This is a genomic window from Neobacillus drentensis, assembly GCF_036966985.1.
Taxonomy (GTDB): Bacteria; Bacillota; Bacilli; order Bacillales; family Cytobacillaceae; genus Neobacillus; species Neobacillus drentensis_E.
The window spans coordinates 1-12,278 of the sequence record NZ_JBALSN010000264.1 but is presented as its reverse complement, the minus strand read 5'-3'; the positions used below and the strand labels follow the sequence as shown (position 1 = coordinate 12,278).

11 protein-coding genes are annotated in these 12,278 nt (G+C 39.3%); 5 read left to right on the top strand and 6 right to left on the bottom strand.

Annotation, left to right across the window (positions count from 1 at the left end; genetic code table 11):
- The 3 genes from V7659_RS17735 to V7659_RS17725 form a co-directional block, all read left to right on the top strand.
- The coding region (locus V7659_RS17735) for a bifunctional 4-hydroxy-2-oxoglutarate aldolase/2-dehydro-3-deoxy-phosphogluconate aldolase (RefSeq protein WP_335541127.1) at positions 1 to 617 on the top strand (617 nt) is incomplete at its 5' end.
- Positions 617 to 1,630: a sugar kinase gene (locus tag V7659_RS17730; RefSeq protein WP_335541126.1), complete on the top strand. Its 1,014-nt coding sequence runs from the start codon at positions 617 to 619 to the stop codon at positions 1,628 to 1,630. The genes V7659_RS17735 and V7659_RS17730, both read left to right, overlap by 1 nt.
- A 156-nt stretch (positions 1,631 to 1,786) precedes the next feature.
- On the top strand, positions 1,787 to 2,491 hold the full coding sequence (locus tag V7659_RS17725) for a GntR family transcriptional regulator (RefSeq protein WP_335541125.1): 705 nt from the start codon (positions 1,787 to 1,789) through the stop codon (positions 2,489 to 2,491).
- Between the two features lie 80 nt (positions 2,492 to 2,571).
- Here V7659_RS17725 and V7659_RS17720 read toward each other — a convergent pair whose 3' ends face one another.
- The 3 genes from V7659_RS17720 to V7659_RS17710 form a co-directional block, all read right to left on the bottom strand.
- Positions 2,572 to 3,837 (bottom strand): MFS transporter, encoded by a 1,266-nt coding sequence (locus V7659_RS17720; RefSeq protein ID WP_335541128.1) that lies wholly within the window; start codon positions 3,835 to 3,837, stop codon positions 2,572 to 2,574.
- Between the two features lie 142 nt (positions 3,838 to 3,979).
- Complete coding sequence (locus V7659_RS17715; RefSeq protein ID WP_335541124.1) at positions 3,980 to 4,993, bottom strand: zinc-binding alcohol dehydrogenase family protein; 1,014 nt, start codon at positions 4,991 to 4,993, stop codon at positions 3,980 to 3,982.
- A gap of 63 nt (positions 4,994 to 5,056) precedes the next feature.
- Positions 5,057 to 6,562, bottom strand: coding sequence for a UxaA family hydrolase (locus V7659_RS17710; RefSeq protein WP_335541123.1), 1,506 nt, complete (start codon positions 6,560 to 6,562; stop codon positions 5,057 to 5,059).
- 185 nt (positions 6,563 to 6,747) lie between these two features.
- On the opposite strand from V7659_RS17710, the gene V7659_RS17705 reads away from it, so the two are divergent.
- Complete coding sequence (locus V7659_RS17705) at positions 6,748 to 7,113, top strand: AraC family ligand binding domain-containing protein (protein WP_335541122.1); 366 nt, start codon at positions 6,748 to 6,750, stop codon at positions 7,111 to 7,113.
- Positions 7,114 to 7,337: 224 nt separating this feature from the next.
- Here V7659_RS17705 and V7659_RS17700 read toward each other — a convergent pair whose 3' ends face one another.
- From V7659_RS17700 to V7659_RS17690, 3 genes are all read right to left on the bottom strand, one after another.
- On the bottom strand, positions 7,338 to 8,273 hold the full coding sequence (locus tag V7659_RS17700; RefSeq protein ID WP_335541121.1) for an aldo/keto reductase: 936 nt from the start codon (positions 8,271 to 8,273) through the stop codon (positions 7,338 to 7,340).
- Between the two features lie 156 nt (positions 8,274 to 8,429).
- A protein-coding gene (locus tag V7659_RS17695; protein WP_335541120.1) for an IS3 family transposase occupies positions 8,430 to 9,760 on the bottom strand; the annotation gives its coding sequence in 2 pieces (ribosomal slippage) (positions 8,430 to 9,388 and positions 9,388 to 9,760; 1,332 coding nt in all).
- A 124-nt stretch (positions 9,761 to 9,884) separates the two neighbouring features.
- Positions 9,885 to 10,337 carry a C40 family peptidase gene (locus tag V7659_RS17690; protein ID WP_335541119.1) on the bottom strand — a complete coding sequence of 151 codons (453 nt, stop codon included), beginning with the start codon at positions 10,335 to 10,337 and terminating at the stop codon, positions 9,885 to 9,887.
- 168 nt (positions 10,338 to 10,505) lie between these two features.
- Here V7659_RS17690 and V7659_RS17685 point away from each other — a divergent pair, with 168 nt between their 5' ends.
- Positions 10,506 to 12,092, top strand: coding sequence for an acetolactate synthase large subunit (locus V7659_RS17685; protein ID WP_335541118.1), 1,587 nt, complete (start codon positions 10,506 to 10,508; stop codon positions 12,090 to 12,092).
- Positions 12,093 to 12,278: the final 186 nt, after the last annotated feature.

Sequence of the window (12,278 nt, the reverse complement as noted above, 5' to 3'; positions counted from 1 at the left end):
ATTGTGGGGTCGTCGCCGTTGTAAGAGCAGATTCCAAGGAAGAGGCCATTAAGATATCAGAAGCATGTGTAGAAGGCGGCATTCAAGGAATTGAGGTCACTTTCACTGTAAAAGGTGCAGATGAAGTCATCAAGGAATTAGCTTCTATTTACGGAGAGAATTCAAATGTCGTCATTGGAGCCGGAACGGTTCTTGATGCAACGACTGCAAGGATCGCGATTCTTGCCGGTGCACAGTTTGTTGTTAGTCCGGCATTTGATGAAGATACAGCCAAACTATGTAACCTTTATCAAATACCATATATGCCTGGATGCATGACGATCACCGAAATAAAGCATGCGTTAGAGGCTGGAGTCGATATCGTGAAACTATTCCCTGGTAATGCATTCGGCCCTGACTTTGTCACAGCAATAAAAGCTCCTCTTCCACAAGTGAACATTATGCCAACGGGCGGAGTCAACTTAGATAATGTGGATCAATGGATAAAAAATGGCTGCGTCGCTGTTGGTGTGGGTGGAAATTTAGTGGCACCGGCCAAGCAAGGGAATTACGACAAAATTACTGAATATGCTAAGCAATATGTCCAAAAAGTACAAGAAGCGAGAGGGAACGACTGATGAAAAAAATAGTTACACTTGGAGAAATTATGCTTCGCTTTTCCGTAGAGGCTGGTGAACGGCTTGTTCAAGCTGATAAGCTTAGCATGCATTATGGCGGTGCAGAGGCAAATGTCGCCATTTCACTTTCCAACTTTGGACATGACGTCTATTTTGTTAGTAAAGTACCGGAAAATCCATTGGGCAAAGCAGTGGAGAGACATTTGAAATCTTACGATGTCCATACTAACTATTTGATTAAAGGCGGGGAACGGTTAGGTTCCTACTATCTCGAAACTGGAGTAGGACAAAGAAACTCCCAAGTGACGTATGATAGGAAGTACTCTAGTTTTTCCATGCTTAGACCAGATGAAATCGATTTTGATGAAGTTTTTTCAGGGGTAGAACTCTTTCATGTTACCGGAATCACCCCGGCTCTATCCCCAAGCTTAAAGGAACTTACCTTGCTTGCGCTTAAAAAGGCGAAGGAAAAAGGGATTCTTACCAGCTTTGATTTTAATTACCGGGCAAAACTTTGGAGCCAGCAAGAAGCAGGAGATACGTTTAAAACATTACTTCCATTTGTGGATATCTGCTCCTTCGGTGAATTGGATGCCGTTTATATTCTCGGCCTAGATCAAGCCGACCCTTCTTTGTCCAAAGAGGATAGATTGAGATATTACTATTCAAAAATGGTTGAATTGTATCCAAACATTCAGTATATCAGTTCAACGTTCCGAACGATTATTTCTGCTTCAACCAATACGCTGCAAGGAAACTATTTCACTGGCGGGGAATTATACCAATCAGAGATTTTCCAGATTGATCACATCGTTGACCGCGTAGGCGGCGGAGATGCTTTTGCGGCAGGGATTTTACATGGAATCATAGAAAATAAGCCTTCCCAGGAACTAATCACATTTGCGACAGCAGCATCTGTTTTAAAACATACCGTTCATGGTGATTGTAATGTGTTTTCAGTAGATGAGGTAGCTGCCTTTGCAAACAATGGACCAGGGAAAATTGTCCGCTAAATGTGTTAGACCAGGGGGACGGTTCTTGTGGTCTTAATGACTATCATTTAAGCCAAGAGAACCGTCCCTGTGGCATTTGCGACCGATTCGTGTTGACTTAAATAACACACAGAAGTAGAATTTAGTTTACAAGTATAGTGCAAAGAGGTGTCCACTTTGGGCCTTAATAGTATCTCTTCTCCCAACAGAAAAACATTGGGAAAAGCAGCCTATGATAAAATCCGTGAAGAAATTATTACATTAAATTTTAAGCCAGGACAAATGTTATCGGAAAGTGAACTGGCAGCTGTTTTAGGAGTAAGCCGTACACCGATTCGTGAAGCTTTCCTCATGCTCGCGCGAGAAGAATTACTTGAAATAATTCCACAGCGGGGTGCACGTGTTGCTTTAATATCAGTAAAGAAAGTGGAAGAAGCCAGGTTTGTAAGAGAAAGTTTGGAAATAAGTGCGTTCAAATCAGTGGCTAGAAACTGGAATCCTGATGATGTACATCAAAAAGAAGTGGAAGCAAAGGCGCTTGAAATAATTGAAAAACAACAACAAGCCGCAATAAAGGGAGAAAATATAGAATTCTTGCAGTTGGATGAGTCATTTCATCAACTATTTTTGGACCTTGTTGAAAACCAAACATTAATTTCTGTTGTATTTCAAATGAGAGGTCATTTGAATCGGATGCGTTACTTAGAGTTAAAGACACCAAACCATATGGAAAATGTGGTAAGTCAACATCGAAGTATCCTTCAAGCTGTTTTTTCCAATAACGAGGAAGAAACAGAGAAATTATTGCAGTACCATTTTAGCCATAAAAAAGACGAATTACCAGAAGTAATAGAAATGTATTCTGACTATTTTACTTCTTAATTAGATATAATAGGGTACGAAAAAAATCGACAGGCAGCACCTGTCGATTTTTTCGTTTGAACTTATTGCCTTTTAAAATGTTAACCTGATATTTTTACGGATTTCGTATTAGTACTGGGATATTTAATGGGACGAACAAAACGGATGACTGATAAGGAAGCAAAGATTGCCAATCCTCCTGCCAATAAAAACGCCGATGTAAATGAACCGGATTGATCAACAAGGTATCCCGTTAAAGCCGGTCCGATAATTCCAGCTGTGTTTGCTAAAAAGTGCATAAATCCACCTACAGATCCAACACTGCTTTGCTCCACAACGTCCTGGACGATAGCCCAATAAATTGCTCCCGTCAAATATAGGAAGAACACTGAGAATGCAACCAATGTTACCGCACTGACAGTTGTTGTGACCAGACCAGCTCCTCCGATACAAACAGCTGAAATAAATAGACAAGTTACAAGCACAACTTTTCTTGAGAATAATACACCTTTATTGGTGAATTTTTTGAAAACAAAATCTGAAACAAATCCGCCAGAGGCTAGTCCAATAAATCCGACGATCCATGGGATCATGGTTATAACACTCATTTCTCTAACATCCATGTGACGTGCATCTACCAAATAACTTGGAAACCAAGTTAAGAAGAAGAATAAAATATAGTTATAGGAAAAGAATGCAAAGGCTGTGAATAATACTGTTTTTTGTTTCAAATAAAAGGTTAATGGACGTTTTTGCTGTGGAACCTGGTTGATTTTTACGACAGTTGACTTTTCCTCAGATGCAGCAGGTTTTTCTTTAACAAATTTCCACCAAAATATTGCCCAAACAAGACCTAAAGCCATAATAAATAGGAAGGATATCTTCCAGCTGAATGATATGGCAATAAAACCTACAATTGGTCCTGAAATGGCTCCACCAAGAGGTGTTCCACTATTCGTTAAACCAACAGCAGATGCACGTTGGTCAGCTGGAAACCAGTTATTGACCATTTTACTGATTGTTGCCGAAAGCGGGCCCTCACCCATTCCAAATAAAACACGAATGACAATTAAACTTGTAAATCCAACGGCTAATGCAATCGCACCGCTAAATAATGACCAAACAATCATCGCAACAAACAGTGTAAGTTTCGCCCCGTATTTATCAGAAGCCATTCCACCAATAAAGTTGAAAATAGCATATCCAACAGAAAAACTACTAAAAATGATACCCATTTGTGTGGCTGATAGTGATAAATCTTCCTTAATAAATGGAGCACCAATGGACAATGCAGAACGGTCTAAATAATTGATTACGCCAGCTATGAATAATAAGATCATTACAGGTAATTTATCTTTTGTGAACATTTTTGATAACATTTATTTACCCCCCTAAATTTGTCAGCGCTTTCTTGCAATATCTAAAGCATCCCAATTGTTCTTTTTATTGATTACTTGATCATGTGCAAATGATTCCTTAAGAGAATCATTTGCACCCCCAGATCATTTTTTACACTTCAACAATTGCCTTAATTACCTTTGCCTCTGGTGTTAACCACTCTTCAAATTGATTGATCATTTCATCAAAGCTTGCACGGTGTGTAATATATGATTCGATATCCACTCCGCCACTTTGAACGGCATTTACTACATATTCAAAATCTTTCCGAGTAGCATTGCGGCTGCCCATTAAGGTAAGTTCTTTTTTATGGAAATCAGGGTCATCGAATGAAATATTCCCCTTTGTTAAACCAACATAGATTAATTTTCCGCCATGTGCAGGATAGTTAAACGCATCAGACATAGATTTAGCATTTCCTGTTGCATCAAGTACAACTGTAGGCATTTCTCCATTTGTGATCTCGTTCAATTTCTCCACCGGGTTATCCAATGCGTTCACAGTATGATCGACACGGGCCCATTCACGGCAAAACGCTAAACGTTCTTCGTTTACATCCATGGCAATCACTTTTGCCCCTTCATGCTTAGCAAAAGCCATGACTCCTAAACCAATAGGACCTGCTCCAATGACTAGAACGTACTCATCTTGCTTAAGTTCAGAACGTCTAACTGCATGTGCCCCTATACTTAAAGGTTCGATCATCGCAGACTGGTCTAGTGTCAGCCCTGCTGTTTTGACTAAATGATTGTAAGGGACGGTGATCCATTCACTCATTCCGCCTTCAATGTGGACACCCAAGACTTTCATATTTGTACAGCAATTTGTTTTTCCATTTCTACAGGCAATACATTCTCCACATTCCATGTACGGAATGACTGATACTTGATCGCCTGCCTTTAAGCCAGCAGGGTTCTCACCGATCGATTCAATTTCACCAGAAAGTTCATGACCGAGTGTACGAGGATAGCTGAAGAAAGGCTGGTTTCCTCTGAACGCATGGTAATCAGTCCCGCAAATACCAATGCGGCGGATGCGGACTAAAGCTTCTCCCGTTCCAAGCTCAGGCCGTTCAACTTCAACCATTTTAAATTGATTCGGTTGTTCACAAACAATACTTTTCATTTGGAATTAGACTCCTTTATTTTACATGACAATTTTATTTATGAGACTTCTAGATTTTGGTAGTTAAAGAACGACTCCATCTTTGAAAATACTAATTTCTCTAAAACCAAACTTTTCATTATTGGTTTTCTTTTCTCCTGATGCGAGATCAAGAATATATTGGAATAGATCAACTTTCAGTTCATCCATGGTTTTTCCTTCAAGCAACTGTCCAGCATTATAGTCAATCCAATTCTTTTTACGATTGGCTAAATCGGAATTTGTCGCTAGTTTTACTGTTGGTACCGGCCCGCCAAAAGGGGTTCCTCTACCCGTTGTGAATAATACGATATGAGCACCAGCTGCAGTCAATGCGGTAACAGAGACAAGGTCATTACCGGGTGCATTGATTAAATTCAATCCAGGTTTTACAACTCGTTCACCGTAAGAACTTACATCAACAACGACAGCGTGTCCCCCTTTTTGGGTACAGCCAAGCGATTTTTCCTCAAGTGTACTAATTCCCCCAGCTTTATTACCTGGTGAAGGGTTTTCATAGATTACCTGATCATGACGAATAAAGTATTCTTTAAAATCATTCACTAAGTGAACAATCTTATTAAAGATTTCCTCATTTTCTGCTCGATTCATCAAGATAGTCTCCGCCCCAAACATCTCAGGAACTTCTGTTAAAATTGTGGTGCCGCCATCTGCAACGATTAAGTCAGATACCGCTCCAACTAAGGGATTTGCTGTTATACCAGAAAAGCCATCAGAGCCGCCGCATTTCAATCCTATTTTCAGCTTTGAAACAGGTACCGGCTGCCGTTTAAATTGTTCTGCATACTCTACTAATTCTTCCAACAAACTTAAACCAGTTTCAATTTCATCTTCCACTTCCTGGGACTTCATGAATTTTATGCGATTTGGAGGATATTCACCAATCACCTCTTTAAAAGATTCAATTTGGTTATTTTCGCATCCCAGCCCCACAATCAAGACACTGGCTGCATTTGGATGTTGGGCCAAAGCAGCTAACAGCTTTTGTGTATTAGACAGATCATCCCCCAATTGGGAACATCCAAAAGGATGGGAGAAATGATAGATTCCATCGATTCCGCGATCCTTAAACTGTTCATTCGCCATTTTAGCAAGAGCTTCACATGTTTTATTAATGCAGCCTACCGTATTAATAATCCAGACTTCATTTCGGATTCCGGCTTCTCCGTTTTCACGTAGATATCCTTGGAAGGTATGCTCCGATTCTTTGTTGACTTCCAGCAGGCTGATTGGTTGATAGGTATAATCCAAGATTCCCTTTAAACCGGTTTCAAGATTGTGGGTATGTACCCATTCTCCAACAGAAATGTCCCTCTTTGCCTTACCAATGGAATAACCAAACTTGAGAACATCCTCCCCTTTATTTACAGGGCGGACTAAAATTTTATGCCCTTTTGGAATATCCTCTTGAATAGGAATATTGATTATGCCGTTTTCTTCGGTTTGAATTTGAAGATTCTCGCCCTGATGGACCTCATGCAAGGAAATGACCACGTCGTCTTTGGAATGCAATTGCACTACTGTACTCATTCATTTTCCTCCCAGCCTTTAAAAATTTTGTAAACGAAGAGAAGAAAACCCTTTCATTTTTAGGTATGATTATCTCTATCATTTGCTTTCTTTTATCTTATACAACAAGAATCGAAATATAAATTACATGTTTTGCTTTATTTGTACCATTTTTTGATATAAGATAACTATGGGTGATGAGTTAAATGAGAACTGTTCAAAAAGTTTCAAACAACAATTTACTGTTTCCTTTTTCTTTTATTTATCAAGATACGAAAAGTCCGCAGAAGGAATTGTCTGATCATATTCACGACTACTATGAAATTGTTTATGTCTATAGCGGAAAAGGAACTTTTTTCATTGATGACACTTTCTACGACATGCGGCAAGGTGATGTATTTCTTATCCCAAATGATACGATTCATCGCGCCATGCCTGATAAGGATGACCCCGTTACATCTACCATCATTTTTTTCAGCCCGACGTTAATTTATAATATTTTAATAGATGATGCTTTTTCTTTTTTTTGTTCATATGCATTCTTCCTTTTTACATCAGATTTTCGTGACTAGATAGCTTCGTGTGTAGGACGATATAACTGATACCATTATCATAACACTAAAAAAAGAAAAATTAAGATAATTGTAAGCGAACTCTTAAATTACCAAGGATAATTTTTCCTCATCCCGACTCGCTTCTTCATAAAAAAGGAATGATTCTTATTATTCCTTTCTTGATAAAAATAAGCCATGAAAGATGATAAAATATCACTATTTCACGGCTTTATTTGTTTCCTTTAAAATGGGAAGATCCGATCAATATCTTGAATCTCTTCAGCTGTTAGTTGGATCTGTAAGGTTTTTAAATTATGAAGCACTTGGTCTGCTCGCTTGGCACCAGGAATGATTACATCGATACATGGACGGGATAGATACCATGCAAGAATCACTTGGGCAACTTCCGCCCCCTTTTTAGATGCAATAGTACGAACCTGCTCAATCTTTTCCAAGTTTTGTTCGAAAACTCCTTCTTTAAACTGCGGTCTTTTACGGTTCTTTTCATTTACTTTTGTTTCACGAGAATACTTACCAGTTAATAATCCTGATGCTAATGGGTAAAATGGTACAAAAGAAATCTGCTGTTCTGTAATGTATGGAAATAATTCCTGCTCTGCACCGCGGCTTAGTAGGTTATATTCCCCTTGATAAACATCAACATAACCATCTTTATTGGCTTCTTTTAGTTGATCCATTGAAAAATTAGACACCCCGATTGCTCTAATCTTTCCTTCATCCTTCAATTGTTTTAATGCCCCAATCGCTTCGTCCTTCGGTGTATCTTGGTCTGGAAAATGGATATAAAATAAATCGATGTAATCAGTTTGAAGCTTTTTTAAACTCTCTTCGACAGCTTGTTTTAAAAAAGCCGGTGAATTATCAAGAACCATTTCATTACCAATCAATTTGTGTGCTGCTTTGGAGGCGATGACTATTTCTGAACGATTCCCACTTTCCTTCACGACTTCCCCGATGATTTCTTCCGATCGTCCTAAACCATAGACATAGGCTGTGTCAAGGAAATTAATTCCATGAGCCAAACCGGTTCGAACTAACTCCCTCCCTGCTTCTTCATCCAAGTTTGGAAAAAGATTATGGCCCCCTACGGCATTGGTACCAAGACCAATTGGATTGACAAATAAATCTGTTTTCCCAATTCGATTATGTTTAGTCATAAGCGTTCAACTCCCTTAATTTTATAATTTGATGATAACAAACGGATGGAAGAGAAAACAAAGGTAATGCTTTAATTTTTCTATGTATAAGAAAAAGACCATCAAGGAAAGATTGAACTGTAACCCATAAAAAAGACAGTTTAAAAAAGACCAATGTTATGCAGCTAGAAGATGGCTCCGGTATTGTGCCGGAGTCATTTTATTTAGGCTCCACTGATATCGATTATTGTTATATTCCTCTATGTAATTTACTATCAATACTTGTAATTCCTCAAACCTCTCACATACCAAATAGTCAACTTCATCCTTCAAATGACCAAAGAATGATTCCATTGGTGCGTTGTCCCAACAGTTTCCCTTACGGGACATGGACTGGGTCAGTTTCATCTTCTTTACTCGCTTCTGGAACTCGGGGTGCGTGTAGTGAAAGCCTTGATCTGAGTGAAGGATTGCTTCTGGATGAACTATGCCATCAAGTGATTCTGAAAGCTTTCTTAGAGTATCATAAACGATATCCATCTTAAGGTTGGTGGAAAGATGGTACGCTACAATTTCCCTTGTAGATGCATCTTTAACACAAGATAAGTAAGCAGGCTGTGCAGCTCCATAATAAACATAGGTGATATCAGTAAGGAACGCTTTTCCTGGCTCACCCTGGTCAAAATTCCTATTAAGTAGGTTCGGAAGGGTCTTGTGCTCCTGCGTCGCCTTGGCCATTTTCCTGTAGGGATTTATCTGTCTGATTTTCGCTACTAAGTTAAACTTCCTCATTATTCGACGTATCTTTTTGTGGTTCATCACCACAAAATAATCGTTTTCTAATATCATCTTGATAACGAGCGCTCCTGCTTTTTCCTTCTTTTTGTCGAAAATTTCTTTGATCAGTATGTAATCTTTCCAATCACTCTCCTGCCGTGCATTCCTTAAACTTTCAGCCTTTAGCCAAGCATAGTAGCCACTACGGCTTACCCCAGCCGCGTTACAGAGGTAGGTAACCATCCTGGTAATTCCATACTTTCGTATTATTTGTTCAATAATCATAAATTTTTCCGTCTTCGTTATCGTTTCTTCTTCGATGCCTGCCTTTCGAGTTCGTCTAACTTTTTTAAGAATTCTAGCTCCGCTTCTAGATACTTAATACGAGCTTCAGCCTTCTTTAGACTGTTCTCTACTGAAAGATTCTTCGATGAAGGTCTCCCAAAACTTCCTTTTCCTCTCCGTTCTGTAAGAAACCCTTCTTCCCCAAGGGACTTAAAAGTTTTCCTCCATCGCTTTAAGCATTGGTTTGGCTTGTCAGAACCAATCACTTGTAGGTCAAACCCTTGTTCAATAAAGATTTGTCCAGGTCCTTTGCCATTTAAGTTCTCTTTTACAGCTTTAATTTTAAACTCCGGTGTATTTGAAATAGAACGTTCCGATACGTGATCTACATTCGGATTGCTCTCCAATAGTTTTATCTGTATCTCGTTAAATATAATTTTACTCATTTCATTTCCTCCGCTTATATCTACAAAATGATTATAAACGGGTTTAAGCCCATTGGACATAAAAAACCCGAATAATGGACTTTTTTTAAAGTGTCCATTATTCGGGTTATAGTTCAGATGGTCTTTACACGCGTTTTGTTCCAACGTATCTTGGATGCCAATATGGGTTGTTTGTGCTTGTAATCATGACACCTTTTGATGAAGAAGCCATAATCATTTTACCATTGCCGATATACATCGCTACATGTGTTGGTTTACTTGCCTTAGTTGGGGCATAAAACATTAAATCACCTGGTTGTATATAAGAATAAATACGATAACCGTTTCCATAGAACATTTGTGCTGCTGTACGATTTAGGTTTTTTCCAGCCCTTGCATAGGAATATCTAATAAGACCTGAACAATCAAATCCTCCGGGTGACATTCCACCCCATTGATATGGTACACCAATATTAGACTTTGCAACCGAAATTGCTTTTGTATGATAATATGCTGCTTCCGCTTTATCACCCATGTTAGCAAACAAAGAGCCACAAGAAACTATAATGACAAACGTTACGATGAATTTCTTAAGCATAATTGTTACCTCCTAGTGTGATTTGATAGTTCAAATATACTAGAAAGGTGTAACAGTGACATCTCAGAAATATTACAATACCATTACAATATTATTTTGAAATAATTTTGAGTTAATCACTTTTAGGGCAAAGTAAACATATGTTACTAAATTGACGAGGAGGACATAATGAAGGTAACAGACGTAGTTGTCCAATGTTTAGAAAACGAAGGGGTTGAATATGTGTTTGGAATCGTCGGCACCGAGGTGCTGGACGTCGCTGATTCCCTTTCAAAATCAACTCAAATTCAATACGTAAATGTTAGGCACGAGCAAGGAGCGGCATTTATGGCCGATGTGTATGGGAGATTGTCAAACAAAGTAGGTGTTTGCTTGTCAGCGCTAGGTCCTGGCGCCGCCAATTTAATAACGGGAATGGCCAGCGCTCAACTCGACCATTCACCTGTGGTGGCCATCATTGGTCAAGCCGGTGTGGAGCGTCACCATAAGGAATCCCATCAATACATGGATCTTGTTAAGCTGTTCGAACCCGCAACAAAATGGAGCACTCAAATCAATGAATCCCAAACTGTTCCAGAGAAGATTCGAAAAGCATTCAGGATGTCAAAAATGGAGAAACCGGGGTCCGTTGCAATTACTTTACCAGAAAACTTTTCAAGTCAAATGATTGCCTCTAGTCCCTTACCCGTTACATCCTTGCCTGAATGTGTTCCGGTTCAAGAGTCAATCGATGCTGCTTGTACCCTTATCAAAAAACATTTAAAACCGTTCATCATCGTCGGAAATGGGGTAAACAGGCAAGCTGCAGTTCCAGAACTACTGACTTTTGTCGAAACCCTTCAATCACCTGTTACCCATAGTTTTATGGCAAAAGGAGTGCTCCCTAAAGAACAACCACTTAACTACTATACCTTTGGTTTTAAGGAAAATGACGAAGTGTTAGCTGGATTAAAAGAGGCAGATCTCCTGATTGTCATCGGCTTTGACTTTGTCGAAAAACTGCCAAAGGACTGGAATGTAAAGAAACTTCCTGTCTTACATATCGATTCATTACCAGCAGAAATCAATGAATATTATCCTGTTGAGGTGGAGCTGGTAGGAAACATGAAAAACACCTTGCAACTTATAAATCAATCCATTCTTCCAACGAAATCATGGATACCCTCCGGCGGGCTAAAAGACCAAATTAAAACTGCTTATCAAATAGATCAGCCGGTGTCAGGCACTCATTTGACGATCGAGAATGTTATCCATTGTATTGAAACCCACACGTCAGACGAGACGATCGTGTTATCCGATGTCGGGGCCCATAAGGTTTCGATCGCGCGGACATATCAGCCGAAAAAGCCGAATCGGCTAATCATTTCAAATGGGCTTGCTGCCATGGGAATAGCCATTCCCGGAGCGATTGGGGCGAAGCTTGCTTGTCCAGATGACCTAGTTATTTGCATTACTGGCGATGGTGGTGCTTTAATGAATTTTGCAGAAATAGAAACGGCCAAAAGGCTCGGACTTTCGTTCATTATTATTGTATTAAATGACTCGATGTTAAAACTTGAAGTGTCGCAAATGAACAAAAAGTTCGGAGAGAACTACGGAGTAACGTTCCAAAACCCGGACTTTGTCCAATTGGCAGCCAGTTTCGGAATTAATGGTATGCGGGCGAGTACGCTTAATGAATTTGAAAACATCTTTAATGAGGCACTGCAGTCTGTTGAAGAAATCTTTTTAATCGAAGTTGCGTTAGAAAGTTGACCGCCTGTCTGGAAAATGTACTACCCTTTTCTGAATAAGTTGATAGACAGGGCTTATTACAAGGGAATACGATTGAAAGACCATAAAAAATCGAGTACTTGCTTCTTAAAACCTAAAAGGATATTACAAAGCCCGCACTTATCGGTTGGGGGATCAGGTTAAGCCCCCAGCTGATAAATAGACGGA

Bases quoted from the DNA above. Each gene is read 5' to 3' on its own strand.
- V7659_RS17730 (WP_335541126.1), top strand. From the start codon at position 617: ATGAAAAAAATAGTTACACTTGGAGAAATTATGCTTCGCTTTTCCGTA.
- V7659_RS17720 (WP_335541128.1), bottom strand. From the start codon at position 3,837: ATGTTCACAAAAGATAAATTACCTGTAATGATCTTATTATTCATAGCT.
- V7659_RS17715 (WP_335541124.1), bottom strand. From the start codon at position 4,993: ATGAAAAGTATTGTTTGTGAACAACCGAATCAATTTAAAATGGTTGAA.
- V7659_RS17710 (WP_335541123.1), bottom strand. From the start codon at position 6,562: ATGAGTACAGTAGTGCAATTGCATTCCAAAGACGACGTGGTCATTTCC.
- V7659_RS17705 (WP_335541122.1), top strand. From the start codon at position 6,748: ATGAGAACTGTTCAAAAAGTTTCAAACAACAATTTACTGTTTCCTTTT.
- V7659_RS17700 (WP_335541121.1), bottom strand. From the start codon at position 8,273: ATGACTAAACATAATCGAATTGGGAAAACAGATTTATTTGTCAATCCA.
- V7659_RS17690 (WP_335541119.1), bottom strand. From the start codon at position 10,337: ATGCTTAAGAAATTCATCGTAACGTTTGTCATTATAGTTTCTTGTGGC.
- V7659_RS17685 (WP_335541118.1), top strand. From the start codon at position 10,506: ATGAAGGTAACAGACGTAGTTGTCCAATGTTTAGAAAACGAAGGGGTT.